The sequence below is a fragment of the Micromonospora sp. NPDC023956 genome, assembly GCF_040639195.1.
Lineage (GTDB): Bacteria > Actinomycetota > Actinomycetes > Mycobacteriales > Micromonosporaceae > Micromonospora.
In genome coordinates this window covers 94,433-120,985 of sequence record NZ_JBEZZN010000014.1, presented here as the reverse complement: position 1 = coordinate 120,985, position 26,553 = coordinate 94,433, and the positions used below count along the sequence as shown (strand labels likewise).

Genomic DNA, 26,553 nt, shown 5'->3' with positions numbered 1-26,553 from the left:
TCAGACGAAGGCGGGGTCGGGGCGGTCGTCGGCGGGCTGCTGCTCGGGCGGCCGACCGAGCGCGAGGTCGTCGTGCGCGCCCCGGGCGGCGTGCTTGGCGATCAGCACCCAGTTGGTGACCGCGAGCGTGCCGAGCAGCAGGGTGAAGCCGAGGAACGAGGTGAACATCACACCGCCACTGACCGGTGAGACCGCGTCCTCCACCCGGAGCAACCCGTAGACGGCCCAGGGCTGGCGGCCCACCTCGCGGGCGAGCCAGCCGAGGATGGCCGCGACGAAGGGCAGCGGCAGGGCGAACAGCAGGATCCAGAGCGGGAAGCGGAGCCGGATCAGCCGGTCCTTGGGGAGCAGGACGAACTGCAGGCAGATCAGCGCCAGCAGGAAGCCGATGATGAACATGAAGCTGAGGCTGCTCAGGAAGAGCGTCGGCGGTTCGTAGTCGCCGGGACCGAAGGTGGCGGTCAGTTCGGCGATCTTGGCTTCCTTCTCCTCCGGGGTGCCGTACTTGGTCGGCTGGAGCGGGGCCATGTCGGCGAGCTGGATGAAGCCGAAGTGCAGCAGCGGGCCGACGGTGAGCGCGGCGGTGACCAGGCCGATCCGCAGCGACTTGCGGAACAGCTCGAAGTCGGCGGTGCGCCGGATCAGGTGCCAGGAGCTGATCGAGGCCATCAGGATGCCCCCGGTGACCAGGGCGGCGAGCATGGTGTGCACGAACGCCATCTGGAAGGCGGGGTTGGTCACCAGGGCGGAGAACTCGGTGAGGTGGGCGATGCCGTCGCGCATCTCGTACCCGACCGGGTTCTGCATCCAGGCGTTGCCAGCCATGATCCAGAAGGCCGAGACGTACGCGGTCAGCGCGACGCCCCAGAGCAGCGCCAGGTGGACGCCCCGGCGCAGCCGGTGCCACCCGAAGATCCACATGCCGAGGAAGGTGGACTCCAGGAAGAACGCGGTGAGCGTCTCGATCGCCAGCGGCGCGCCGAAGACGTTGCCGACGTACTTCGACAGGCCACTCCAGTTCAGCCCGAACTGGAACTCCATCACCACGCCGGCGGCGATGCCGAGCACGTAGTTGATCACGTAGAGCGTGCCCCAGAAGCGGGTCAGTCGCTCGTACACCGGTTTCTTCGTTATCACCCACGCCGTCTGGAGATAGACGAGTAACGTGATCAGGCCGAGTGTCACGAGGACGAAGAGGAAGTGGATCGAGGTCGTCGTGGCGAACTGTAGGCGGGCTAACAGGAGTGGGTCCATGGCCGGCTCTCCAATGGGGGGAGTCGCATTTTGCCGGCAGCCTACAGGTAGTTACTCTACTCATCCACATCTTTACTACTTCTCGTAGTACTTCCGCGTGTCGTGGGACCAGTTTCGACGCCCGTCCATGGCCCGGATCGGGCCGGGCCGGTCGCCGCCCCGAGCGGCTGCCGCCGGTCAGCTCAGGAAGAGCGTGATCGGCAGCGCGGCGAGTGTGGTGGTCAGGGCGAGCACGGTGGTCCCGAGGATCCGTGGTGGTCGCTCGGCGACCAGGAGCCGGCGTACCCGCAGGTCGAGGTCGCGGTCACCGAGCCCGAGGGCGCCGGCCGGGGTGACCCGGTTGCCGGCGGCGGCGAACCGGCGGAGCGCGCCGGCCAGCGGGGCCTCGGCGTGCGTCTGGCGGGCCTTGTCGTCGGCGCGCAGCTCGACCAGCAGCGCCACCCGCTCGTGCGCCGCGCGGACCCAGCCGAACCACGGCAACGCCCGGCACAGCGCGGTGAACGGCAGCAGCACCAGGTCGTGCCGCTCCTGGGCGTGCGCCCGCTCGTGGGCGAGCACGGCGGCCAGCTCGGCGCGGTCGAGCAGGTCGAGGGTGCCGGCACTGACCACCACCCGGGGGCGCATGCCGGGCAGGCAGTACGCCGCCGCGCAGGGGTGGTCGAGCACCAGCGCGCCGGGGGCCGCCGGGTCGTCCCGGGCGACCAGCGTGAGCAGCTCCCGGTGCCGGCGCTGGGCGCGCACGGTGCCAAGGATGCTGCGGGCGGTGGTGGTCAGCAGCATCGTGCCGATGCCGAACCCGATGCCGACACCCGCCAGGTGGAACACCCCCAGACCGGGGGGAAGGCTGTCGTGGAGCAGGTCGTCGGCGAGCGCGAGCAACGCGCTGCCGGTCGGCAGGTCGTACGGCGTCAGCCCGAGGGCGATCGGCACGCCCATCGCGGAGAGGCCGAGCGCCAGCCCGACCCCCTGCCAACAGAGGATCGCCACCCGGGGGCTGCGCCCCGGCCAGGTGGCGGCGGCGAGCACCTGGGCGGTCAGCCAGCAGGCCAGCACCGTCACGGCGAAGTGCAGGGCGTACGCCACGGCCCGCGCCCTACCGGTCCGGACCCTCGTCGACCGGGACCACCGTCCGGGCCGCCTGCGCGTTCAGCGCGGCCCGGAGCACGTCGGCCTCGGTGCCGGTGACCGACCGGGCGAAGCGCACCAGGGCCGCGTCGCGGCTGCCGCCGAGGTCGAGCGCGTCGAGCATGAGCTGGGCGATGTGCCCCTCGCGGGTACCGGCCGCCCGGTAGCGCCAGGCGCGTCCCTCCCGCTCGCGCTCGACCATGCCCTTGCCGGCGAGCCGGTCCAGCACGGTCATCACCGTGGTGTACGCCAGCTCGCGCCCGGCCAGCGCGTCGGCGACCTCGCGGACGGTCACCCCGCCCCCGGTGTCGCCGGACGCGCCGTCCCACAGCACGTCCATCACCGCCCGCTCAAGGTCCCCCAGCCGTGTCACGGGTCCAATCCTACCCCCGGTAGTAGAAGGTCGTGGGGGCGGCGGTGGGCGGCGGTCAGGTGCCCTTGGGGTGCCAGACGGTCTTGGTCTCCAACAGGGTGGTCATGCGGGCCAGACCGGGGTCGCGGGACCAGTCGTGGTCGGGCGACGCCGGCCGGAGGACACGCTTGAGGTTCTGCGCGGCGGCGACCTCCAGATCGGTGGCCAGCGCGGGATCGGTGACACCGGTCAGGTCGAGCGCGTTGACGTCCATGTGGGCGGCCAACGTCGGCGCGGTCTCCGACAGGCGACCGGTGAGCAGGTTGACCACACCCCCGGGCAGGTCGCTGGTGGCGAGCACCTCGGCCAGGGTGATCGCGGCCAGCGGCTCGGCCGGCGAGGCGAGCACCACCACGGTGTTGCCGCTGACGATCGCCGGGGCGATCACGCTGACCAGGCCGAGCAGCGCCGGGCGCTCCGGGGCCACCACGCCGACCACGCCGGTCGGCTCCGGCGCGGAGAGGTTGAAGTACGGCCCGGCGACCGGGTTCGCGCCGCCGTACACCTGGGGGAGCTTGTCGGCCCAGCCGGCGTACCAGACCCAGCGGTCGGTGGCCGCGTCCACCTCGTCGCCCGGCACGCCGAGCGCGACGAACTGCTCGCGCCGGCCCTCCAGCATCTCGGCCACCCGGTAGAGGATCTGCCCCCGGTTGTACGCGGTCGCGCCCGACCAGCCCTTCACGGCGGCGCGGGCGGCGACCACCGCGTCCCGGACGTCCTTACGGGAGGAGAGGGCGACATTGGCGTTCTGCACCGGATACGACCGTCCCGACTCGCTGCGGGGGAACTTCCCGCCGATGAAGAGCTTGTACGTCTTGCGTACCGCGACCCGCTCAGACATTGAGGTACGCCTCCAGCCCGTGCCGGCCGCCCTCGCGGCCGTAGCCCGACTCCTTGTACCCGCCGAACGGCGAGGTCGGGTCGAACTTGTTGAACGTGTTGGCCCAGACCACCCCGGCGCGCAGCCGGTCGGCCATCCAGAGAATGCGGGAGCCCTTCTCGGTCCAGATCCCGGCGGACAGCCCGTACGGGGTGTTGTTGGCCTTCTCCACCGCCTCGGCCGGGGTGCGGAAGGTCAGCACCGACAGCACCGGGCCGAAGATCTCCTCCCGGGCGATCCGGTGTGCCTGGGTGACCCCGGTGAAGATCGTGGGGGCGAACCAGAAGCCCCGTTCGGGCAGCTCGCACGCGGGTGACCAGCGTTCGGCGCCCTCGGCCGCGCCGGCCTCCGACAGCTCGGTGATCCGGGCGAGCTGGGCGGCCGAGTTGATCGCGCCGATGTCGGTGTTCTTGTCCAGCGGGTCACCGACCCGCAGCTGCGCCATCCGCCGCTTCAGCGACTCCAGCACCGGTTCGGCGACCGACTCCTGGAGCAGCAGCCGCGAGCCGGCGCAGCAGACGTGCCCCTGGTTGAAGAAGATGCCGTTGACGATCCCCTCGACCGCCTGGTCGACCGGGGCGTCGTCGAAGACGATGTTGGCCGCCTTGCCGCCCAGCTCCAGGGTGAGCTTCTTGCGGGTGCCGGCGACCGCGCGGGCGATGGCCCGGCCGACGTCGGTGGAGCCGGTGAAGGCGACCTTGTCGGTGCCGGGGTGCTCGACCAGCGCGCGGCCGGTCTCACCGGCCCCGGTGACGATGTTGACCACGCCCGGCGGCAGGTCGGCCTGCTGGCAGATCTCCGCGAAGACCAGCGCGGTCAGCGGGGTGGTCTCGGCCGGCTTCAGCACCACCGTGTTGCCGGCCGCCAGCGCCGGGGCGATCTTCCAGGCCAGCATGAGCAGCGGGAAGTTCCACGGGATGACCTGGGCGGCCACGCCCAGCGGCCGGGGGTCCGCCCCGAAGCCGGCGTACGGGAGCTTGTCGGCCCAGCCGGCGTAGTAGAAGAAGTGCGCGGCGACCAGCGGCAGGTCGACGTCCCGCGACTCCTTGATCGGCTTGCCGTTGTCCAGCGACTCCAGCACCGCCAGCTCGCGGGAGCGCTCCTGGATGATCCGGGCGATCCGGAACAGGTACTTGGCCCGGTCCCGGCCCGGCATCGGTCCCCAGACCTTCTCGTACGCCTTCCGCGCGGCGCGCACCGCGCGGTCGACGTCCTGGGGGCCGCCCTCGGCGACCTCGGCCAGCACCTCCTCGGAGGCCGGGTTGATCGACTTGAGGCTGCCGCCGTCGGTCGGGTCGACGAACTCCCCGTCGACGAAGAGCCCGTAGGAGGCCTTGATGTCCACCACCGAGCGGGACTCGGGGGCGGGTGCGTATTCGAACATCGCTCTCAGTCCAGGGTGAAGTAGTCGGGACCGGAGTAGACGCCGGTCGTCAGCTTGGTGCGCTGCATCAGCAGGTCGTTGAGGAGGCTGGACGCGCCGAAGCGGAACCAGTCCGGGTCGAGCCAGTCCGGGCCGACCGTCTCGTTGACCATCACCAGGTACCTGATGGCGTCCTTGGTCGTCTTGATGCCGCCGGCCGGCTTCACGCCGACCTGCCGTCCGGTCGTGGCCCGGAAGTCGCGGACCGCCTCCAGCATCACCAGCGTCACCGGCAGGGTGGCCGCGGCCGGCACCTTACCGGTGGAGGTCTTGATGAAATCCGCCCCGGCCAGCATCGCCAGCCACGAGGCCCGCCGCACGTTGTCGTAGGTGACCAGCTCGCCGGTTTCCAGGATCACCTTCAGGTGGGCCGTGCCGCAGGCGTCCTTGATCGCCACGATCTCGTCGAACACGGCCCGGTACCGGCCGGTGAGGAAGTCGCCCCGGCTGATCACCATGTCGATCTCGTCCGCACCGGCCGCGACGGCGGCCCGGGTGTCGGCGAGCTTGACCTCCAGCGGGGCCTGCCCGGACGGGAACGCCGTCGCCACGCTGGCCAGGTGCACGTCGCTGCCGCGCAGCACCTCGGCCACGTACGGGACCATCGCCGGGTAGACGCAGACCGCGCCGACGTGCGGGCAGGACGGGTCGGCCGGGTCGGGACGCAGCGCCTTGGCGGCCAGCGCCCGCACCTTGCCCGGGGTGTCCGCCCCCTCGAGGGTGGTCAGGTCGACCATCCGGATGGCCAGGTCGATCGCCTGGGCCTTGGCCGTGGTCTTGATGGAGCGGGTGCCGAGCTGGGCCGCCCGCTGCTCCGCGCCGACCTGGTCCACGCCCGGTAGGCCGTGCAGGAAGGTCCGCAGAGCGGTCTCGGATCGTCCCAGCTCGGAGAGGTCCGATTGGGCCGACGTCGCTGTCGCCGTCATGCCGGGAAGTCTACGCACCCGGGACATCGGTGATCCTCATCACGCACCCGGGCTCGGCCGGACCGCCGGAGCGGGCGGGGCAGGGCGGCGAAAGCGCTGGTCGGCTCCGCCGGGCCGGTGCCCGCCCGAGGGGCGTTCGGTAGGTTGGACGACCGTGGACGTACACGTGATCGACCATCCGCTCGCCCAGTCGCGACTCACCGCGATGCGCGACGCCCGCACCGACTCCGCCGGGTTCCGGGCGGCCCTGCACGAACTCACCACCATGCTGGTGTACGAGGCCGCGCGCTCCTTCCCGGTGGAGAAGTACCCGGTGAGCACGCCGGTCACCGACACCGAGGGCACCCGGCTGGCCAACCCGCCGTTGCTGGTGCCGGTACTCCGGGCCGGTCTGGGGATGGCCGACGCCGCGCTCGGCCTGTTGCCGGAGTCCTCGATGGGCTTCGTCGGTCTGGCCCGCGACGAGGAGACGTACGAGCCCCGCGCGTACATGGAGTCGCTCCCGCGTGACCTGGCCGGGCTGCCCGTCCTGGTGCTCGACCCGATGCTCGCCACCGGGGGCTCGCTGGAGCACTGCTGCCGGCTGCTCGCCGACCGGGGCTGCACCGACATCACCGTGCTCTGCGTGCTGGCCGCGCCGGCCGGCATCGAGCGGCTGGAGCGGTCCGGCCTGCCGCTGCGTCTGGTCACCGCCTCCATCGACGAGGGGCTGAACGACAAGATGTTCATCGTGCCCGGTCTCGGCGACGCCGGCGACCGGCAGTTCGGCGGCATGCCCCGCTTCTGACCAGCGGTTCCGTCGCCCGGTGTGGACATCCGGGCGACGGCTCGCGCCAGACGGGTGCGGGAGGCGGTGTGCACCCGCTACCGTCTCCGGCCATGACTGGTGTTGCGCTTGCCGAAGAGCTGCTGCTCCTCGCCTACGACGACGAAACCGGCAAGGCGACGATGCCGCGGATCAGCCTGGACCTCGGCATGGCCGCCGCGGTCCTGGTGGAACTCGCCCTCGCCGGCCGGATCGCCTACTCCACCGGGACCCTGGTGGCGACCGACCCGTCGCCGACCGGTGAGCCGATCATCGACGACGTGCTCGCCCGGATCGCCGCCGACGACAGCCCCCGCAGCCCCTCCTCCTGGGTGCAGCGGCTGCGCCACGGTCTGCGTGACCGGATCCTCGGTGATCTCTGCGGACGCGGTGTCGTGCGGGACGTCGACGAGACCGAGCTGGGCTTCATCCACATCCACCGCTACCCGATGGTCGACCCGTCGGTGGAGCAGGACACCCGCCGTCGACTCACCGAGGCGCTCACCGGCGGTCCGGTGCCGGACGAGCGGACCGCCGCCCTGGCCACCCTGGTCTGCGCGGTGCGGATGGAGTCCGTCCTCGGGCTGACCGGGGACGCCGCCGCCGACGCCCACCGCCGGCTGGAGGAGATCGCCGGTGGAGCCGGCTTCTCCGGCACCGTCGGCCTGGACGACTCCGTCGTCCGTCCCTCGGTGGCACTGGTCATCGCCGCCCTCGGTCAGGCGGTCGACCAGGCGCTCGGCAAGCGCGCCTGACCCGGGCCGACCGTCCGGTCCGGCCGCCCTGCTCCGACCCGCTCGCCCGACCCGGCGGGATCGGGCGACCGGCCACCGCCGGCCGGGCCTACAGGCCGAGCGCGGCGGCGACCTCGGTGCGCAGGGCGGCGACGGCCGTCCCGGCCCGCTCCCGGGCCGCGGCGACGTCGCCGTCCGCGACCGGCTCCACGACCTCCAGGTACGCCTTGAGCTTCGGCTCGGTGCCGGAGGGCCGGATCACCACCCGGACGGTGTCGGTCCGCAGGATCACCACGTCGGCCCCGGGGAGCAGGTCCTGGGTTTCGGTGACCGGCCGGCCGAGCAGCGTGGTCGGGGTGGCGGCCCGGACCCGGGCCATCGCGTCGGCGATCAGCCGCAGGTCGGTCACCCGGACGGAGTACTGGTCGGTGTGGTGCACGCCGAACTCGGCGGCCAACTCGTCGAGCCGGTCGGTGAGGGTGCGACCCCGGGCCTTCAGGTCGGCGGCCAGTTCGGCGACGGTCAGCGCGGCGGTGATGCCGTCCTTGTCCCGGACGTGCTCCGGTGCGACGCAGTAGCCGAGCGCCTCCTCGTACCCGAAGACCAGCGGCTCGCTGCCGTCGCCGGCCCGGACGATCCACTTGAACCCGGTCAGCGTCTCGCCGTACGGCAGGTCGCGCGCGGCGCACATGGCCCGCAGCAGCGCGGACGACACGATGGTTGTGGCGTACAGGCCACGGACGCCCCGCCGCATGAGGTGGTCGGCGAGGAGCACGCCGACCTCGTCGCCGCGCAGCATCCGCCACCCGCCGGCCACCGGGTCGGGGACGACCACGGCGCACCGGTCGGCGTCCGGGTCGTTGGCGATGGCGAGGTCCGCCCGGATCGACCCGGCGAGCGCGACCAGCCGGTCCACCGCGCCCGGCTCCTCCGGGTTGGGGAAGGAGACGGTCGGGAAGGAGCCGTCCGGCTCGGCCTGCTCGGGCACCACGCCGGGCATGCCGAACCCGGCCCGGCTGAAGGTGGCGGTGAGCACCGCCGCGCCCACCCCGTGCAGGGGCGTGTACGCGACCTTCAGGCCCCGGGGACCGTCCGGCTCGACCACCTCCACCGCCCGCCTGACGTACGCGACGACGAGGTCGTCACCGAGCACCTCGCCGGGCGGCCCGAGCGGCACCTCGGCGAGCGGGCCGACCGCGCGGATCGCCGCCTCGATGCCCCGGTCGGCGGGGGGCACGATCTGCGCGCCCGCGCCGGTCCCGCCACCGAGCTGCGCCCCGAGGTAGACCTTGTAGCCGTTGTCCTCGGGCGGGTTGTGGCTGGCGGTCACCATCACTCCGGCCGCCGCCTCGAGATGGCGCACCGCGTACGCGAGCACGGGGGTGGGCAGCGGCCGGGGCAGGAGCATCGCCGCGCGACCCGCCCCGGTGGCGACCTCGGCGGTGCGCTCGGCGAACTCCTTCGAGCCGCGTCGGGCGTCGTACCCGATCACCAACGGACCGGTGGCGCCCTCGGCGGCGAGCCAGGCGACCAGCCCGGCCGCTGCCTGGGTGACCACCGCGAGGTTCATGCCGTTCGGACCGGCCCGCAGCGGGCCACGCAGGCCGGCGGTGCCGAAGGTCAGCGGCCCGGCGAACCGGTCGGCCAGCTCCGGGGCGCTCTCCGGGAGCTGGTCGAGCACGCCCTGGAGTTCCTCCCGGCTGACCGGGTCGGGGTCGTCGTCGAGCCAGCGCCGGGCGCGCTCGCGAAGGTCGTCGATGGTGTCAGTGGGGTCCGCCGCCATGCCTCTTGATAGCACGGCGGCGGATCACCACGTCCCGGCGGCCCGACTCAGCCGGCGTCGCTGAGTCGGAACGACTTCACCATCTCGTCGAAGATCGGCTTGCTCTCCGCGAAGCGGGAGTCGTTGGAGGTGAGGTAGAAGGAGTACGCCTTGCCGTCGTGCACGACGCCGCGCCACACCCCGTGCCGCATGCCGTCGCCCTCACCGCAGGTGTACTCGAGCTGGGCGGCCGGCTTGCCGGCCAGCTCCTGCTCGTCCAGGGCGAGCTGCTGGTACGGCTTGGCGCAGGAGTCCCGGGTGCGCAGGCCGTTCGCGGCGACCTCCGCCCACCGGGTCGAGGTGGTGCGGAACGGCTCGGTGATGATGCGGACCCGTCGGCCGCTGTCCTCCGGATCGGTGTAGTCGGTGTAGCTGCCGCCGCTGGTCCGCTTCCAGCCCTTGGGCACCAGCATGGTGATCCCGCGGGCGGAGTGTTCCTGCATCTCCAGGGCGGGCGCGGCCGGCGCGGAGGCACTCGGCTGGGCCTGCGGGGTGGTCGGCGACTCCTGGTCGTCGCCACCGAACAGGAAGACCAGGCCGATCAGCAGCACCACGGCCAACCCACCGGCGGCGGCGAGCTGCACCTTGCGCGGCCAGCGGCGGACCTGCTCCAGCACCCGTCCGGCGCCACCACCCCGGCCGGCGTCGCCGGCGGGGCCGGAGGTCGGCCCCGCGGGCGTCGCCACGGCCCACGGCTGGCCGGTGCCCGGCACCGACCACTGGTTGCCGGCCGGGGCGCCGTAGGTGGCCCCGTACGGCGAGCCCAGGCGCTGGGTGGTCGCCGCGCCGCCGGCGGGAACCTGCTGGGTGGCATCCGCCGCCCGGCCGTAGGTCACCGGGCGGGGCGTCTCCGTCTGCCGGCCGAGGGCGATCGTCGGATCGGCCCCGAAGCCGCCCTTGGCTCCGGGAGCCCGCCCGAGGTTGACCGTGGGGGCGGTGTCCTCCCGGACCGCCGGCGACGGGCTGTCGGTGCTCGCCGCAGCGGCGTCGGTGCGGGCGCCGTAGGTGGTGCCCGGACGCTCGACGCGGGCACTGGGTGGGGGCATCGCGCCGGTCGGGGTGTGCAGCGGGCCGGCGAGCGCGTCCGCGCTGGTGTCGTCCAGCGCGGCGGCCGGCCTCGGGGTGATCGCCTTCGGCTCCTCGCCCCGCCGCAGCGCGGCGAGCCGGTCGGTCAGCGACTCCCCGGGCGCGAGCATCGCCCGGCCGCCGATCTGGCCGGTCGGCTTCGGCTCCTCGGCCTCGACCGGCACCGGGGGCGGGGTGGCGGGCCGCTGCACCGGCACCACCGCGTACGGGTCGGTGACCGAGTTGACCGCCGCCGCGTTGCTCGCCAGCGGGCCGGCGAGCAGCTCCCGCAGCATCGCCCGGGAGGTGTGCACGTCGAAGCGGCGGGCCGGGTCCTTCTCCAGCAGGCCCATCAGCACCCGGGTCAGCGGCCCGCTGCGGACCGGCGTGGCCGGCTCGTCCTCGACCACCGAGTGCATCGTCTCGATCGGGTCGCCCTTGTCGAAGGGGGGCCGTCCCTCGACCGCGGTGTAGAGCGTCACGCCCAGCGAGAACAGGTCACTCGGCGGACCGAAGTCCTGCCCCATGGCCCGCTCGGGGGAGATGAAGTGCGGTGAGCCGAGCACCATCCCCGGGGTGGTGAGCTGGACGTCGGTGGGCATCCGGGCGACGCCGAAGTCGGTGAGCACGCAGCGACCGTCGGTGCAGATCAGCACGTTGGCCGGCTTCACGTCCCGGTGCAGCACGCTCATCGCGTGCGCCACCTCCAGCGCCCCGAGCAGCGCGATCCCGATCTTGGCGACCGCGCGGGCGGCGAGCGGCCCGTCCTCGATGACCATGTCGGCCAGGCTGCGGGCGTCGAGCAGCTCCATCACGATCCACGGCCGGCCGCCCTCGGTGACCACGTCGTAGACCTGCACCACGGCCGGGTGCTGGATGGCCGCCGCGGCACGTGCCTCCCGGAGGGTGCGTTCGTACATCGCGTCGCGGTCGCTGGGCGCCAGGCCCGGCGGGAGGACGACCTCCTTGACCGCCACGTCACGTCGGAGAAGTGTGTCTGCGGCCCGCCAGACCGTGCCCATGCCGCCATTGCCCACCGGGGAACGCAGCTCGTAGCGACCACCGATGGTGGTGCCGGGGGCTGCACGCCCGTTGGGGGGACTGGCCGGTCCGCCGCTCCACGTCGGGATCTGAGTCACAGAAAAGCCACCGGAGTAATTCGAGGGGGCTGGGACACAACCCCCCTATCTTGCGGGTCCGACACCCGATGCGAAAGCCGACGCGGCGGGCGTTCTTTCAGTGACGACCATACGTGCTGGTCACGGCGTCGTCCGTTTGGCCTCGTCCGGCAAGGTGTGCGCTATGCCTCACCCCCGGCTCGAGCTGCGCGTCCTACCATCCGGGGATGAGCGAACGGCGGTCGAGCGAGTCGGGTTTCCCGATCAAGGACGTCTACACGGCGGCGGACCTTCCCGAGGACCTGGCCGCCCGCCTCGGCGGGCCGGGTGAGTTCCCGTACACCCGGGGCGTGTATCCGACGATGTACACGTCGCGCCCGTGGACGATGCGGCAGTACGCCGGCTTCGGCACCGCCGCCGAGTCCAACGCCCGCTACCACCAGCTCCTGCGGGCCGGCACGATGGGCCTCTCGGTCGCCTTCGACCTGCCCACCCAGATGGGCTACGACTCCGACGACCCCATCGCGCACGGTGAGGTCGGCAAGGTGGGCGTGGCGATCGACTCGATCGAGGACATGCGGACGCTCTTCGACGGCATCCCGCTGGACAAGGTCTCCACCTCGATGACGATCAACGCGCCGGGCTCGGTGCTGCTCCTGCTCTACCAGCTCGTCGCGGAGGAGAACGGGGTCGCCGGGGCGGCGCTCAACGGCACCATCCAGAACGACATCCTCAAGGAGTACATCGCCCGGGGCACGTACATCTTCCCGCCGAAGCCCTCGCTCCGGCTGGTGGCCGACACCTTCGCGTACTGCCGCAGCGAGGTGCCGAAGTGGAACACCATCTCCATCTCCGGCTACCACATGGCCGAGGCCGGCGCGACGCCCGTGCAGGAGATCGCGTTCACGCTGGCCAACGGGGTGGAGTACGTGCGTGCCGCGCTCGCCGCCGGGCTGGCCGTGGACGACTTCGCCCCCCGGCTGTCGTTCTTCTTCGTGGCCCGGACGACCCTGCTGGAGGAGGTCGCCAAGTTCCGGGCCGCCCGACGGATCTGGGCCCGGCTGATGCGGGACAACTTCGGGGCCACCAACCCGAAGTCGTTGATGCTGCGCTTCCACACCCAGACCGCCGGGGTCCAGCTCACCGCCCAGCAGCCCGAGGTGAACCTGGTCCGGGTGGCGGTCCAGGGGCTCGGCGCGGTGCTCGGCGGCACCCAGTCGCTGCACACCAACAGCTTCGACGAGGCGATCGCGCTGCCCACCGAGAAGGCCGCCCGGCTCGCCCTGCGCACCCAGCAGGTGCTGGCGTACGAGACCGACCTGACCGCCACCGTCGACCCCTTCGCCGGGTCGTACGTGGTGGAGGCGATGACCGACGAGATCGAGGCGGCGGTCGACGAGCTGATGGCCCGGGTCGCCGATCACGGCTCGGTGGTGGACGCGATCGAGACCGGCTTCCAGAAGCGCGAGATCGAGCAGTCCGCGTACCGGATGGCCCAGGAGATCGACTCCGGGGAGCGGGTGGTGGTCGGTCTCAACCGGTTCGCCATCGACGAGGAGGAGCCGTACGAGCCGCTGCGGGTGGACCCGACGATCGAGGCGGCCCAGGCCGAGCGGCTGGCGACGCTGCGGCGCTCGCGGGACGCGTCCGCGGTCGAGCGGGCCCTCGCCGAGCTGCGCGCCGCCGCCGAGGGCAAGGAGAACGTGCTCTATCCGATGCGCGAGGCGCTGCGGGCGCGGGCCACGGTCGGCGAGGTCTGCGGGACGCTGCGCGAGGTGTGGGGGACGTACCGGCCCACCGACCGGTTCTGACCCCGCGCGGCGGGACGGGTGACTGTCCCGGACGGGCCGGGTAATCCTCGTCCGGCCACCGGAACGGACAGGTTGTGCGGTGGGTCGTCGTACGGTGGTGGGACCGTCGGGATCCGCCTCCCGTCCGAACTTCCCGGATGCCGGGACGCCCCGGTGTCGGGTCCCTGTCGGAGTCGTCCGCCCTCCGGGCGCACGAATGCGACAATCCGGGACAGATGAGCTTGTGCCGACGTGATGTGGTTGGTTCGCAGGCGGTCACGCGGTGTAGGAGGGTATGGGGCGGATGGAGGCTTCCGACGGCGATCTACCTGCTGTCCCGCAGGTCCGTGAGCGCTCCCACCAGGGTTTTCGTGACGCTCTGCGCTCTGACGATCACCAGAACGAAGTTGCGCAGCGTCACCGTCGAAGGTCTAGGCTGTCCGAGTCCCATCCCATCCACAGTGATCGAGAAATCGACGTGACGAGTGCGTTGACGCTGCCCAACGGCAGCCATCTGGCGTCGTCCTGGCACGAGGCACCGCCGGGATCCCAGCCCCTGCCGTTCGAGCTCGACCATCTGCTGGCGCTCCGGACACCCGGCCTCATCGCCACCCGTCGGCACCTCCACTCACATCCGGAACTCTCCGGCGAGGAGTTCGAGACGGCCGCGCTGATCGCCCGGGAACTCTCCCTGGCCGGGCTGCAACCCCGCATGCTGGCCAAGGGCAACGGGGTGATCTGCGACATCGACGGCCGCCCGGACGGTCCGGTGGTCGCGCTGCGCGCCGACATCGACGCGCTGCCGCTGACCGACGTGAAGGACGTGCCGTACCGCTCCACGGTCGACGGGGTCTGCCACGCCTGCGGACACGACGTGCACACCACCGTCCTGCTCGGGGTCGGCATGCTCCTCGCCCAACTCGCCGACCTCGGCGAACTGCCCGGCCGGGTCCGGCTGATCTTCCAGCCGGCCGAGGAGATCCTGCCCTGCGGCTCGCTGGAGGTCATCGAGGCCGGTGGGCTGGAGGACGTGACCCGGATCTTCGCCCTGCACTGCGACCCCAACCTGCCGGTCGGCAAGATCGGCCTTCGGGTCGGTCCGATCACCGCCGCCGCCGACAACGTCACCGTCCGGCTGAGCGGGCCGGGCGGTCACACCGCCCGGCCCCACCTCACCGTCGACATGGTCGACGCCCTCGGCCGGCTGGTCACCGAGGTTCCGGCGCTGGTCAGCCGGCGGGTGCCGGCCAACAGTGGCCTGCTGCTGGTGTTCGGGCAGGCCTCGGCCGGCACCCGCTACAACATCATCCCGTCCGAGGCGGTCGCCTCCGGCACCCTGCGGGCCATGACCCGGGAGGCCTGGGAGGAGGCGCCGAAGATCGTGGGCCAGGTGGTCCGGGACGTCCTCGCCCCCACCGGCGCCACCGTCGACCTGGAGTACCTGCGGGGCCGCCCGCCGGTGAGCAACGACGCGCGGGCGATCCAGGTGCTCACCGCCGCCACGGTCACCGCGCTCGGTGCCGACGCGGTCGCCGAGACCCCGCAGAGCATGGGCGGCGAGGACTTCTCCTGGTACCTGGAGTACGTCCCCGGCGCGCTGGCCCGGCTCGGGGTCGGCCGGTCCGGGCCCAGCCTCGACCTGCACCGTCCCTCGTTCGACGTGGACGAGCACGCGATCGCGGTCGGCGTCCGGCTCATGGTGCAGACCGCGCTCACGGCGCTGGCGGAGACTCGCTGACCCCACCCGACGACGGCGGCGTACCGCCTCCGGCCGGCGGCGTACCGCTCCCGGCCGAGGGTGGGGCGGACGTCGCCGGCCGCGTCCCGGAACCGGGGGCACCCGGCGCGTCGACGCGGGCGTCGCCCCCGAACTGGGCGGCGTCGGGGCGCGCCGACCGCTGAGCGGGTGCCGCCGGCCGCGACACCCCACCGATCCCGGCGGGCACCGGAGCAGGTGCCGTCGGGTGCGCGGGAGCGGGTGCCATCGGGTGCGCCGGAGCGCCGGGGAGGACGACCTGCCTGGCCCGCTGCCGACGCCGTCGGCGCACCAGCCGCCAGACCAGCACCACCGGTACGGCGAGCACGACCAGCCACGGCAACAGCGCGCCGAGCACGGTGACCAGGACGGTCACCGAGTCCAGGAAGGTCCGCCAACCGTCGGCGAGCCCGGCCAGGAAACCGGTTTCGTTCTCGTCGCCGCTGCGGACCTTCTCGGTCACCAGCGAGACGTTGATCGTGGAGAGCGCGGTGAGGTCGGCCAGCCGCCGCTTCTTCGCCTCCAGCGAGGCGAGGTCGGCCTCCCGCCGACCCAGTTCGTTCTCCAGCGAGACGAGGTCGCTGATCGAGGAGGCGCGGGCCAGCAGCCGGCGGGCGCTCTCCACGCGGGCCCGCTGCGTGACGATCCGGGCATCGAGGTCGACCGTCTGCTCGGTGACGTCCTCGGTCCGGATCTCCCGCCACTGCTGCTCGCCCAGCTTGGCGATCCCGTCGACCACCCCGGTGAACCGCTCCGCCGGCACCCGCAGCTCCAACTGGGCGCGGGCGTCCTCGTCGACCCCGCGTCGCTCGTCCCCGCCGACGAAGCCGCCGGCCGCGGTGACCAGTGCGACGGTGTCCTGGGCGGCCCGGTCCACGTCCTCGACCTGCACCCGCACCGATCCGGTGTAGACGATCGCCCGCTGGTCCACCCGCAGGTCCACGCCCCCGGCCCCGCCGGGCGCGGTGTCCGACCCGGCGTCGCCCCGGCCCGCCTCCGGCGCGGCGGGTGCCGGCGCCCCTCCGCCGGCGTTGTCCGAGGCGGCCCGCTCGCTGGTGTCGCTGCCGGCGGAGCATCCGCCGACCGCGACCAGTGCCGCCAGGCCGAGGGTCACCAGCGGCACGGCCCACCGCCGTCGTCCCATATCCACCATGTCTTCTCCGATCTCCTGACCCCGGTCGTCGCATCCGCTGACCCGGTTCGCCGAGGCGATCGATCAGACGAGGCGCGGTGCCGCCTCCGTTCCGGCAAACTGCGCTGAAGAGATCACGATTTGGTTGTCGAGGAGTCACGAATGCGCCTGACCAAGTACGGCCACTCCTGCGTGCGGGTCGAGCACGACGGAGGAGTTCTCGTCATCGACCCGGGGACGTTCAGCGAGAGCGCCGAGGCGCTCGACGGGGTGGACGCGGTGCTGGTCACCCACCAGCACCCGGACCACGTGGACGTGCCGGCGCTGACCCGTCAGCTGGACCGGCGCCCCTTCACCCTGTACGGGCCGGCATCGCTGGCCACCACCGTGGACGGGTTGCCCGACGTGCTGACCCCGGTGGAACCGGGGCAGTCGTTCACCGCCGCCGGTATCCCGGTCCGCGCCCACGGCGGGCGGCACGCGGTGATCCACCCGGACATCCCGGTGGTCGACAACCTCGGTTACCTGGTCGGCGAGACGGTCTACCACCCCGGCGACGCCCTGGTGGCCCCGGACGACGTGACCATCGAACTCCTCTTCCTGCCGATCCACGCACCCTGGGCGAAGTTCTCCGAGTCCCTGGACTTCCTCCGGGCGGTCGCTCCGCGCCGGGCGTACGCCCTGCACGACGGGCTGCTCAACGACAACGGTCTCGCCGTGCTGGAGGCGAACTTCCGGCGGCTCTCCCCGGTCGACTACCAGCGGTTGACGCCGGGTACCCGGATCGACGCCTGAGTCGATGCCCGGCCCCTCCCACGACCTGATCGAGCGCCTCTACGGCACGTCACCGGACCAATTCGTGGCCACCCGGGACGCCGCCGTGGCCGAGGCCCGCCGGGCCGGCGACCCGGCGACCGCCCGGGAGATCGCGAAACTGCGCCGGCCCACCGTCGCGGCCTGGTTGGTCAACCTGCTCGCGATCCGTCGTCCCGAGCTGGTGGCCGGCCTGGTGGAGCTGGCCGAGGCGCTCCGGGCGGCCCAGCGGGATCTGCGCGGGCCCCGGCTGCGGGAACTCTCCGCCCAGCGGCGCGCGGTGGTCGCCGCCCTGGTCGCCGAGGCCCGGACGCTGGCCGCCGGCACCGAGGGCGCACCGTCGGCCAACCGGCTGCCCCTGGCCGAGGTCGAGGCGACCCTCAACGCCGCGCTCGCCGACCCGCAGGTGGCCGCCCAGGTCCGCGCGGGCCGGCTGCTCAGGGCCGCCAGCTATGCCGGGTTCGGCGAGGTGCCCCGGCCGCAGCTCCGGCTGGTCACCGGCGGGGCCGGGGAACCCTCGGGCGACGGTCGTCCGGACCGGGGCCCGACGGCGGAGCGGAGCCACCGGGGCGGCCGGACCCGGGAGGACGACCGGCCGGCACGCGCCGGGCAGGACGACCGGTCCGCGTCGACCCCGGACACGGACCGGGCCGTCCGGGCCAGGGCGGCCGAACGGGCGGACCGGGCCGAACGGGCCGAACGCGCGGAACGGGCGAAGCGGCGACGGGCGCTGGAACGGGAGCTGGCGAAGGCACGTACCGTCCAGGAACGGGCCGAGGCGGAGCTGACCGGCGCGACGGCGGCCGAACGCGACGCCGCCGACACGCTGGCCTCGGTCGAGGCCGAGCTGGTCGAGGTGGAGCGCCGACGGGCCGACGCCGAGCAGGAGGTGAGCCGGCGCAGGCTGGCCCGGCGAGCCGCCGAACGGGGCGTCACCGCCGCCCGGCGGCACGCCGGCGAGGTCGAGGGGGCGTGGGAGGGGCTGATCGCCCAGGAGGGGACTGCCGGGACGGGCGACGACACGGCACACTAAACCGGATGGACGTACGGCTGGCGACCCGTGATGGACGGGCCGGATGACACCGGAACAGGCCGCCGCGGCGGGCAGATCGATCGTGGTGGACCTGGGCGAGGCGTACGCCCGGTGCCCCGTCACCCGCCGCCGGGCGCGACTGCTCGGCATCTCCGGCTGGGCCTTCTACGTCGTCGCCCGGGGCGGCGCGCTCGGTGACGTCGGCTCGGCGACCGCCGCCGCCTGCCTGGGCTTCATCGCCCCGGACGCGGTCGCCGAGGGCTGGGACGCCGCGGCCCGGGTGGTCGCCCCGCGCGAGGTGGCCGCGGCCGGTCTCGCCGAGTGCTGCCGTTGGGGCCGTGAACACCTGGACGAGGCCCCGAGGGCGGCCCGTCTCGCCGACCTGCTGCACCGGGCGGTGGCCGCCGCCGAGGCGCACGGCCTGCCGCTCTTCGCGGCCTGGCGGGCGATGCCGGTGCCGGACGACGCGCCGGGCGCGCGCGCCGCGGTGGGGCTGCACCTGCTGCGGGAGTTGTACCTCGACGCGTACCTGCTCACCGTCCGGGTCAGCGGGATGACGCCGCTGGAGGCGGTGCTCGCCGGATCGGAGGGGGAGGCGGGGGCGATGGCCGGCGGCTGGCCCCGGCCGTACCCGCCGGTGGGTCCGCTGGTGCGACGGCGACTCTGGGCGGAGGCCGCGACCGACCGGCTGGTCTCCTCCGCCCTCCGGGCGCTGAACCCGGCGGAACGGGTCGAACTGGTCGACCTGCTCACCGCCACCCACCGGCGGGTACGCCCCGCCGACGGACGCCCGTCCACCGGTCACTGACGCCCCGGCCGACCGGCGCCGTGTCGCCGGCCCGGGGGCGTCGGGACGTTCCGAAAGACCCACCTCGCCGAGACGGAGTTGATCACCAGGCGTCGGTTCCCGCACCCTGCGGGTGGTTTTCCCGGTGTGCCGGCCGACCCGGGGTGGGGCCGGTCGGTCGGGCCGGTGACGGCCGGCGCAGACTGGAGGGGTGTCAGACGTGCTACGCGGACGCGGTGCCGGTGGGACGGGACCGCAGCTCCTTGACGTAGTCGTCGGGCGCACCCGCCTTCTCGGCGGCGGTGGCGATCTCCGACAGGTACCACGCGGTGGGCAGCCCGCCCTCGTACCCGGCGAAGACGTAGATCCAGGCGGTCACGTCGCCCTCCAGGGTCGAGATCCGGACATGCAACTTCCGGTAGGTGTCGGCGGTCACCCCCTCGATCTCGTCGAGATGGGCGGCGTCGTACGGGTGGATGTCGTAGAGCGCCACGAACACCCGGTCGCCGGGGGACTCGACGACGGTGCTGACCGCGCCCTCCCAGCCGATGACGCCCTCACCGGCGAAGGTGAGTCGCCAGCCCTCCAGCCAGCCGACGCCGACCATGGGCGAGTGCGGGCAGTAGGCGCGCATCCGGGCGGGGTCCAGGTTTGAGCCGTAGGCGGCGTAATGACGCACAGCGATGACGATAGCCCGGCGGACGGGTGGGGGAGAATACGAACAGTGCGTGTCGGGCAGTCTGAGGTGAGGAAAACCATCATGGGAAGCGACGGAGGGCGAGCACTGTGAGCCGGATCGTGATCATCGGCGGTGGACCGGCGGGGTACGAAGCGGCGCTGGTCGCCGCCCAGCTCGACGCCGACGTCACCGTGGTGGAGGCCGAGGGGGCCGGCGGTGCCTGCGTGCTCTGGGACTGCGTCCCCTCGAAGACCTTCATCGCCAGTTCGGAGGTGGTCACCGGCTACCGGGACACCGAGGAGTTCGGCGTGGACTCCGACGGCCTGGAGGCGGTCACCGTCGACGCGCGGGCCGTGCACGAGCGGGTCAAGCGGCTGGCGCTGGCCCAGTCCTCCGACATCCACGCCAAGCTGGTCAAGGCGGGCGTGAACGTCGTCACCGGCCGGGCCCGGCTCGGTGAGGACACGCTCGGGCACACCCACCGGGTGGTGGTCACCCCGGCCGACGGCGACCCGGAGTACTCGATCGCCGCGTCGACCGTGCTGATCGCCACCGGGGCCACTCCGCGCCAGCTCCCCACCGCCCTGCCCGACGGCGAGCGCATCCTCACCTGGCGGCAGGTGTACGACCTGCCCGAGCTGCCCGAGCACCTGGTCGTGATCGGTTCCGGCGTGACCGGTGCCGAGTTCGCCAGCGCGTACCTGGCGATGGGCGTCGAGGTCACCCTGGTCTCCAGCCGGGACCGGGTCATGCCGCACGAGGACGCCGACGCGGCCATGGCCATCGAGCGGGTGTTCCGTTCCCGGGGCATGACCATCCTCAACAACTCCCGGGCCGACGCGGTCCGCCGGACCGACGACGGGGTCGAGGTCCAGCTCTCCGACGGGCGCGTGGTGGCCGGCTCGCACGCGCTGATCGCGGTCGGCTCGGTGCCGAACACCGCCGGCCTCGGCCTGGCCGAGTACGGCGTCCAGCTCGCCCAGGGCGGCTACGTCACCGTCGACCGGGTCTCCCGCACCACCGTGCCCGGCATCTACGCCGCCGGCGACTGCACCGGGCTGCTCCCGCTGGCCAGCGTCGCCGCCATGCAGGGGCGGATCGCGATGTGGCACGCGCTCGGTGAGGCGGTCCGGCCGCTGCGGCTGCGGACCGTCTCGGCGAACGTCTTCACCGACCCGGAGCTGGCCACCGTCGGGGTGTCGCAGGACGAGGTGGCCGCCGGAAAGGTGCCGGCCCGCCAGGTCATGCTGCCGCTGTCCGGCAACCCACGGGCCAAGATGGCCGGTCTGGAGGACGGGTTCGTCAAGCTCTTCTGCCGGCCCGCCAGCGGCCAGGTGGTCGGCGGGGTGGTCGTCGCGCCGAAGGCCAGCGAGCTGATCCTGCCGATCACCATGGCGGTGGAGAACAACCTCACCGTCAACGAGTTGGCGCAGACCTTCACCATCTACCCGTCGCTGTCCGGCTCGATCGCCGAGGCGGCCCGGCAGCTGATGCTGCACGAGCTGGAGTGACGCCGGTACGGCCGGCGGTCAGCGGAACCGGTCGCGGTGGTCGACGGCCCACTCGGCGTACGAGCGGGCCGGCCGACCGGTGATCTCCCGGACGGTGTCGGTGACCGTTTCGGGCCGGGCGGCGAACCCGGCCCACCCGTCCAGGACGGCCAGGGCGTAGACCGGATCGGAGAGCGCCTCGGTGAGGATCGTCAGGGCGGCCGGCCGGGGCAGCTCGGTCCAGCTCAGCTCCCGGCCGATCGCCCGGCCGATCGCCTCGACCTGCTCCCGCTGGGTCGACGTGGCCGGCCCGGTCAGCACGTACCGGGCTCCGCCGTGGCCGTCCCGGGTCAGGGCGAGCACCGCCACCTCGGCCAGGTCCCGCTCGTGCACCAGGGACCGGGCGGCCTCGCCGTACGGCCAGCGCACCACGTCACCGGACCGGATCTGATCAGCCCACATCAGGGTGTTGGCGGCGAAACCGGTCGGTCGCAGGATGGTCCAGACCGCCCCGGACGTCTCCACCGCCTCTTCGACGATCGCCCAGGCCGAGCCCGCGCCGGACTCGACGGCCTGCGCCGACAGGTACACGATGCGGGGCACCCGGTCGGCGAGCAGCTTCACCAGCGTGGGCACGGTCGCGGCGGTCACCGCCGGGTCGGCGGACGGCCAGACCAGGAAGACCGCCTCCACCCCGTCGAGGTGCGGGGTCAGCGAGGCGGGATCGGTCAGGTCGGCCGCTACCACCTCGACGCCGGTCGGCAGCCCGGCCGCGCCGGGGTCGCGGGTCACCGCGCGTACCCCGACACCCCGTTCGACCAGCTCGGTCAGGACCGCTCGGCCGACTGTCCCGGTCGCGCCGGTCACCAGAATCATCCGTCCACCCCCGTGCCTGGCGGGGCGACCGCCGCCCCGCCAGCAACACGCTAGGACCTCAACCCGAGTTGACGTCAACGGTGGTGTCGGCGGTCGGCCCCGCGGTGCGGGCCTGACGGGCGGCGACCCGGTTCAACGCCCAGCCGGCCGCCGCGAACCCGGCTGCCGCCCCGGCCGCGATCAGCGCCAACAGCCAGCCCGACCGGGCCAGCGCCGCGCCGCCGAGGTGGCCGACGAGCCCGCCGTACCCGGCCCAGCCCAGCGCGGCGACCGCCTCGTAGCAGAGGAAGAGCCGGTACGGGTAGCGGCTGCGGCCGGCGGAGAAACAGGCGGCCATCCGCCCGCCGGGCACGAACCGGCAGAGCAGGATCACCAGCGGTCCCGGTCGGCGCAGCCCCCGGGTGACCCGCCCTGCGGCCCGCCGGGCCCGGCCCGGTTTCCGCTGGCGGGGTACCACCCGCTCCGGGGTCCGCCGACCCAGCAGATAGCAGGCCAGGTCGCCGACGAACACCCCGGTCGCGCCGATCCCGATGGTCAGCGGCAGGTTCAACTCGCCGTACACGGTGAGCGCACCACCGGTGATCATGACAACCTGCGTCGGGATCACCGGCACGAAGGCGTCCAGCGCCAGGAGTCCGAGCAGGATCAGGTACGCCCACGCGGGTGACGCCACGTCGGTGAGTAGGTCGGGCGCCAATGCCACCTCGCGGTTCGGCCGATCGGGGTGTACCGAGCCTGACGGCGTGTGCCGCGTCACCACGGACAGCCCTGGCCGGTGGTGACGCCCACCACGGGTGGAGCCACCTGGGTACAACGACGAGCTACCGCAGAGGGTACGGAAGACGGCGCCGTCGCGGGGGGCCGGCGGCGCGGTCGGCGGATCGGTCGCCGCGCGCGTACCGTTGACCGCGCGACCCGATCGCGTCGGGTCCCCCGTTCCCGACGAGCGGATCGCTCGCGGACCGCCGGCAGGTCCCGGCCGGCGGTCCGCCCTGCTGGCCCGGCCTCCTCGTCGGCCCTGCTGGCCCGGGTCCTCGTCCGGCCACCTGCCCGGCCCGGACCCGCCCCGCCCTCCCCGGGCGGCACACCTGTCCGGCCCGTCAGCCGGCGCGCAAATCGGGTGCGTCCCGCCCGGTGGGCGGCGTACCGTCGTGGCATGCGCAGTGCGGTGGTGACGACGACGCCGGGAGACCCCGGCACGCCGCGCTGACCTGATCCGTCGACGAGGCCCCGGGCGATCCGCCCGGGGCCTTCGTCGTGCTCCGACCGGTCGCTGCGGGGTCGTACCCGAACCGGGAGACCCTGATGAACGACCACCGCAGGCTCGGCCGCGACCTGGACCTCTTCGCCTCCGACCCGCTCAGTGGCGCCGGACTGCCGTTCTGGCTGCCGGCCGGCGCCGCCGCCCGGCACGCGGTCGAGGAGTACCTCCGGGAGCTGGAGCGCCGGGCCGGCTACCAGCACGTCCACACCCCGCCGCTGGGCCGGCGGGACCTGTTCGACCGCTCCGGGCACCTCGGCTACTTCGCCGGCGACATGTTCCCGCCGATGCGGCTGGGCGCGGACGACGAGTTCGTGCTCCGGCCGGCGCTCTGCCCGCACCACGCGCTGGTCTACCGGTCCCGGGGCCGTTCCTACCGGGACCTGCCGCTGCGCGTCGCCGAACTGGGCGGCATGTACCGGGCGGAACGCTCCGGGGTGCTCGGCGGGCTCTCCCGGGTACGCGCCATCTCGCTCAACGACGCGCACAACTTCTGCGCCCCGGAGCAGGTCGGCGCGGAGGTCGCGGAGATCCTCGGACTGATCCGCGCGGCGCACGCCGCGCTGGGCGTACGGGTCGCCGGGTTCCGGCTGTCGCTGCGCGGGCCGGGGGAGAAGTACGTCGGCGACGAGGAGCAGTGGCGGCGGGCCGAGGAGCTGCTGCGGGCCGCCCTGGCCGGGATCGACCACACCGAGGCCCCCGGGGAGGCCGCCTTCTACGGCCCGAAGATCGACATCCAGGTCCGGGACGCGGCGGGGCGCGAGTCCACCCTCTCCACCGTGCAGCTCGACTTCGACAAACCGGAACGCTTCGACCTGTCGTACGTCGACGCGGGCGGGGCGCGACGTCGACCGGTGATGGTGCACCGGAGTCTGGTCGGCAGCATGGAACGTCTCTTCGCGTACCTCATCGAGGAGCACGCCGGAGCGTTCCCGGCCTGGTACGCCCCGGTGCAGGTGGTGGTGCTCCCGCTCGACGACCGGCAGGCCGGGCCGGCGGCGGGGTTCAGCCGGGAGTGCGTCCACGCCGGGCTGCGGGCCGAGGTGGACGCCACCGGCTCCCTCGGCGCCCGGATCCGCGACGCCGCCCGCCGTCGGATCCCGTTCGTCGCCGTGGTCGGCCCCCGGGAGGCGGCCGAGGGGCGGGTCAGCCTCCGCCAGCGTGACGGCCGGGTCCTCGACCCGCTGCCCACCTCCGAGGCGCTCGACCTGGTCACCGCCGCCGCCCGGCCGCCGCTGGGGTGACCCCGGGGGGGCGTCGGGCGGTCCCGACGCACCCCCCGGTCGTCACCGCGCCGGTGACGGGTCGTCCTGGATCGGGGCGGAGAACTGGGCGTGGTGCAGGCGGTGGTAGGCGCCCCGCGCGGCGAGCAGCTCCTCGTGGGTGCCCTGCTCGACGATCCGGCCCTGCTCCATCATCAGGATCAGGTCGGCGTCCCGGATGGTGGAGAGCCGGTGGGCGATGACGAAACTGGTCCGGTCCGACCGCAGCGCCGCCATCGCGTGCTGCACCAGCACCTCCGTACGGGTGTCCACCGAGCTGGTCGCCTCGTCCAGGATGAGCAGGGACGGCTCGGCGAGGAAGGCCCGCGCGATGGTGATCAGCTGCTTCTCGCCGGCGCTGACGTTGCCGCCCTCGGAGTCGATGACCGTGTCGTAGCCGTCCGGCAGGCTCCGGACGAACCGGTCCACGAAGGTCGCCCGAGCCGCCGCCAGGATCTCCTCCTCGGTGGCGTCCGGCCGGCCGTAGGCGATGTTCTCCCGGATGGTCCCGCCGAAGAGCCAGGTGTCCTGGAGCACCATGCCGATCCGGCCGCGCAGCTCGTCCCGGCGCATCGCGGTGACGTCCACCCCGTCCAGGGTGATCCGCCCGGAGTCCAGCTCGTAGAAGCGCAGGATCAGGTTGACCAGGGTGGTCTTGCCCGCGCCGGTCGGCCCGACGATCGCCACCGTGTGTCCGGGTTCGGCCACCAGCGACAGCTCCTCGATCAGCGGCCGGTCCGGGTCGTACCGGAAGGAGACCCGCTCGAACTCGACCCGGCCGGTGGCGACGCGTCCGCCCGGTCGGCCGGTGCGCTGGGCCACCACCGCCCCGAGCGGGCCCGGGGTCCGGTCGGTGGCCGGCAGCTCCGGGGTCCGTGCCGCCGGGTCCGGCGTCTGTTCGGCCGCGTCGAGGACGGCGAAGACCCGTTCGGCCGAGGCCACCCCGGACTGGAGCAGGTTGATCATCGAGGCGAACTGGGTCAGCGGCTGGGTGAACTGCCGCGAGTAGTGGATGAACGCCTGCACCTCGCCCAGGCTCATCGCTCCCGCGGTCACCCGCAGACCGCCGACCACCGCGACGAGCACGTAACCGAGGTTCCCGATGAACATCAGCGCCGGCATGATGATCCCGGAGACGAAGTAGGCACCGAAGCCGGCCCGGTACAGCTCCTCGTTCTTCGCGGCGAAGGTCGCCTCGACCTCGCGTTGCCGGCCGAAGACCCGGACCAGCTCGTGCCCGGTGTACACCTCCTCCACCAGACCGTTGAGCTGCCCGGTGTGCGTCCACTGGGCGACGAACTGCCGCTGCGAGCGCTTCGCCACCTGCCGGGTGACCAGCACCGACGCCGGCACCGCCAGCAGGGTGAGCGCGGTCAGCAGCGGGGAGACCACGACCATCATCACCACCACCCCGAGCACGGTGAGCACCGAGGTGAGCAACTGGCTCAGGGTCTGTTGCAGGCTCTGCGCGACGTTGTCGATGTCGTTGGTGACCCGGCTGAGCAGCTCGCCCCGGGGCTGCCGGTCGAAGTAGGGCAGCGGCAGCCGGTGCAGCTTCGCCGCCACGTCGGCGCGCAGCTGCTGCACCGTCCGCTGCACCACGCCGGTGAGCACGTACCCCTGCACCCAGGTCAGCAGGCTGGCCAGCAGGAACAGCCCGAGGGCCAGCAGCAGCACCCGCCCGAGGCGGCCGGTGTCGATGCCCGCGCCGGGCACCACGTCCATCCGGGCGAGCATGCCGGCGAGGGTGTCGTCACCGGCGTCCCGGGCCCGCGCGACGGCCTCCTCGGTGGTCAGCCCGGCCGGGAACTGCCGGCCGAGCACCCCGCCGAAGATCAGGTCGGTGGCGTGCCCGAGGATCAGCGGCCCGACCACGGTGAGCCCCACGCCGGCCACGGCGAGGGCGACCACCGTGGCGAGCCGTCCCCGGTGCGGCCGGAGCAGGCCGAGCAGCCGGCGGGCCGAGGGCCCGAAGTTCAGCGGCTTCTCCGCCGGCACGCCGACGCCGGTCACCGGCCCGCCGCGCCGGGCACCCGACGGCAGGCGCCGGGGCGTCCGCTCCTCCCCGCTCATCTGTTCCTTCCGCTTCCCCTCGGGTACGGCCCGCGCG

General features: G+C 73.4%; 21 protein-coding genes and 1 pseudogene. 9 read left to right on the top strand and 13 right to left on the bottom strand.

Going from position 1 to position 26,553, the window contains the following annotated elements:
• The 6 genes from AB0F58_RS24195 to deoC all read right to left on the bottom strand — a co-directional run bounded on the left by AB0F58_RS24195 (position 1) and on the right by deoC (position 6,020).
• Positions 1–1,254 (bottom strand): cytochrome ubiquinol oxidase subunit I, encoded by a 1,254-nt coding sequence (locus tag AB0F58_RS24195; RefSeq protein ID WP_357147047.1) that lies wholly within the window; start codon positions 1,252–1,254, stop codon positions 1–3.
• A 177-nt stretch (positions 1,255–1,431) separates the two neighbouring features.
• Complete coding sequence (locus AB0F58_RS24190; RefSeq protein ID WP_357147045.1) at positions 1,432–2,337, bottom strand: M56 family metallopeptidase; 906 nt, start codon at positions 2,335–2,337, stop codon at positions 1,432–1,434.
• Positions 2,338–2,347: 10 nt separating this feature from the next.
• The gene (locus AB0F58_RS24185) at positions 2,348–2,752 is read right to left on the bottom strand and encodes a BlaI/MecI/CopY family transcriptional regulator (RefSeq protein ID WP_357147042.1); all 405 of its coding nucleotides are present in this window, start codon (positions 2,750–2,752) and stop codon (positions 2,348–2,350) included.
• Between the two features lie 55 nt (positions 2,753–2,807).
• On the bottom strand, positions 2,808–3,632 hold the full coding sequence (locus AB0F58_RS24180) for an aldehyde dehydrogenase family protein (protein ID WP_357147040.1): 825 nt from the start codon (positions 3,630–3,632) through the stop codon (positions 2,808–2,810).
• On the bottom strand, positions 3,625–5,055 hold the full coding sequence (locus AB0F58_RS24175; protein ID WP_357147037.1) for an aldehyde dehydrogenase family protein: 1,431 nt from the start codon (positions 5,053–5,055) through the stop codon (positions 3,625–3,627). The genes AB0F58_RS24180 and AB0F58_RS24175 overlap by 8 nt, the downstream gene beginning before the upstream one ends.
• Positions 5,056–5,060: 5 nt before the next feature.
• Entirely contained in the window at positions 5,061–6,020 is a 960-nt protein-coding gene (gene deoC / locus AB0F58_RS24170; RefSeq protein ID WP_357147035.1) for a deoxyribose-phosphate aldolase, read from the bottom strand.
• Positions 6,021–6,174: 154 nt separating this feature from the next.
• Between deoC and upp the strand changes: the two genes are divergently transcribed.
• Complete coding sequence (upp, locus tag AB0F58_RS24165) at positions 6,175–6,807, top strand: uracil phosphoribosyltransferase (protein ID WP_357147033.1); 633 nt, start codon at positions 6,175–6,177, stop codon at positions 6,805–6,807.
• A gap of 92 nt (positions 6,808–6,899) precedes the next feature.
• On the top strand, positions 6,900–7,580 hold the full coding sequence (locus AB0F58_RS24160; protein ID WP_357147030.1) for a GPP34 family phosphoprotein: 681 nt from the start codon (positions 6,900–6,902) through the stop codon (positions 7,578–7,580).
• An 88-nt stretch (positions 7,581–7,668) separates the two neighbouring features.
• Here the strand turns inward: AB0F58_RS24160 and AB0F58_RS24155 are convergent, their stop codons facing one another.
• Together AB0F58_RS24155 and AB0F58_RS24150 are read right to left on the bottom strand one after the other, a co-directional pair.
• Positions 7,669–9,342, bottom strand: a complete 1,674-nt coding sequence (locus AB0F58_RS24155; protein WP_357147028.1) for a phospho-sugar mutase — start codon at positions 9,340–9,342, stop codon at positions 7,669–7,671.
• Between the two features lie 47 nt (positions 9,343–9,389).
• Positions 9,390–11,585 carry a protein kinase gene (locus AB0F58_RS24150; protein ID WP_357147025.1) on the bottom strand — a complete coding sequence of 732 codons (2,196 nt, stop codon included), beginning with the start codon at positions 11,583–11,585 and terminating at the stop codon, positions 9,390–9,392.
• Between the two features lie 206 nt (positions 11,586–11,791).
• Here AB0F58_RS24150 and AB0F58_RS24145 point away from each other — a divergent pair, with 206 nt between their 5' ends.
• Together AB0F58_RS24145 and AB0F58_RS24140 are read left to right on the top strand one after the other, a co-directional pair.
• The gene (locus AB0F58_RS24145) at positions 11,792–13,375 is read left to right on the top strand and encodes a methylmalonyl-CoA mutase family protein (RefSeq protein ID WP_357147022.1); all 1,584 of its coding nucleotides are present in this window, start codon (positions 11,792–11,794) and stop codon (positions 13,373–13,375) included.
• A 457-nt stretch (positions 13,376–13,832) separates the two neighbouring features.
• Positions 13,833–15,092 carry an amidohydrolase gene (locus tag AB0F58_RS24140; RefSeq protein ID WP_357147020.1) on the top strand — a complete coding sequence of 420 codons (1,260 nt, stop codon included), beginning with the start codon at positions 13,833–13,835 and terminating at the stop codon, positions 15,090–15,092.
• Positions 15,093–15,390: 298 nt separating this feature from the next.
• On the opposite strand, the pseudogene AB0F58_RS24135 reads toward AB0F58_RS24140, so the two are convergent.
• Positions 15,391–16,254: pseudogene (locus AB0F58_RS24135) on the bottom strand (DUF4349 domain-containing protein); the annotation flags it as partial.
• Positions 16,255–16,404: 150 nt separating this feature from the next.
• Here AB0F58_RS24135 and AB0F58_RS24130 point away from each other — a divergent pair.
• Genes AB0F58_RS24130 through AB0F58_RS24120 form a run of 3 tightly spaced genes read left to right on the top strand, consistent with a single transcriptional unit; the run spans position 16,405 to position 18,896 of the window.
• The gene (locus AB0F58_RS24130) at positions 16,405–17,037 is read left to right on the top strand and encodes an MBL fold metallo-hydrolase (protein WP_357147017.1); all 633 of its coding nucleotides are present in this window, start codon (positions 16,405–16,407) and stop codon (positions 17,035–17,037) included.
• A 4-nt stretch (positions 17,038–17,041) separates the two neighbouring features.
• Entirely contained in the window at positions 17,042–18,088 is a 1,047-nt protein-coding gene (locus AB0F58_RS24125) for a hypothetical protein (RefSeq protein WP_357147014.1), read from the top strand.
• Positions 18,089–18,131: 43 nt separating this feature from the next.
• Positions 18,132–18,896: a hypothetical protein gene (locus tag AB0F58_RS24120; RefSeq protein ID WP_357147011.1), complete on the top strand. Its 765-nt coding sequence runs from the start codon at positions 18,132–18,134 to the stop codon at positions 18,894–18,896.
• A 202-nt stretch (positions 18,897–19,098) separates the two neighbouring features.
• Here the strand turns inward: AB0F58_RS24120 and AB0F58_RS24115 are convergent, their stop codons facing one another.
• Complete coding sequence (locus AB0F58_RS24115; protein WP_357147009.1) at positions 19,099–19,554, bottom strand: gamma-glutamylcyclotransferase; 456 nt, start codon at positions 19,552–19,554, stop codon at positions 19,099–19,101.
• A gap of 107 nt (positions 19,555–19,661) precedes the next feature.
• On the opposite strand from AB0F58_RS24115, the gene AB0F58_RS24110 reads away from it, so the two are divergent.
• Positions 19,662–21,065 (top strand): NAD(P)H-quinone dehydrogenase, encoded by a 1,404-nt coding sequence (locus tag AB0F58_RS24110; RefSeq protein WP_357147006.1) that lies wholly within the window; start codon positions 19,662–19,664, stop codon positions 21,063–21,065.
• 18 nt (positions 21,066–21,083) lie between these two features.
• Here the strand turns inward: AB0F58_RS24110 and AB0F58_RS24105 are convergent, their stop codons facing one another.
• Together AB0F58_RS24105 and AB0F58_RS24100 are read right to left on the bottom strand one after the other, a co-directional pair.
• Positions 21,084–21,920: an NAD(P)H-binding protein gene (locus tag AB0F58_RS24105; protein ID WP_357147003.1), complete on the bottom strand. Its 837-nt coding sequence runs from the start codon at positions 21,918–21,920 to the stop codon at positions 21,084–21,086.
• Between the two features lie 58 nt (positions 21,921–21,978).
• Positions 21,979–22,593, bottom strand: a complete 615-nt coding sequence (locus AB0F58_RS24100) for a DedA family protein (protein WP_357147000.1) — start codon at positions 22,591–22,593, stop codon at positions 21,979–21,981.
• Between the two features lie 629 nt (positions 22,594–23,222).
• Between AB0F58_RS24100 and thrS the strand changes: the two genes are divergently transcribed.
• Complete coding sequence (gene thrS / locus AB0F58_RS24095; RefSeq protein WP_357147118.1) at positions 23,223–24,425, top strand: threonine--tRNA ligase; 1,203 nt, start codon at positions 23,223–23,225, stop codon at positions 24,423–24,425.
• Between the two features lie 42 nt (positions 24,426–24,467).
• Here the strand turns inward: thrS and AB0F58_RS24090 are convergent, their stop codons facing one another.
• A complete protein-coding gene (locus AB0F58_RS24090) occupies positions 24,468–26,516 on the bottom strand; it encodes an ABC transporter ATP-binding protein (protein WP_357147115.1) in 2,049 nt (682 codons plus the stop codon).
• Between the last annotated feature and the right edge of the window lie 37 nt (positions 26,517–26,553).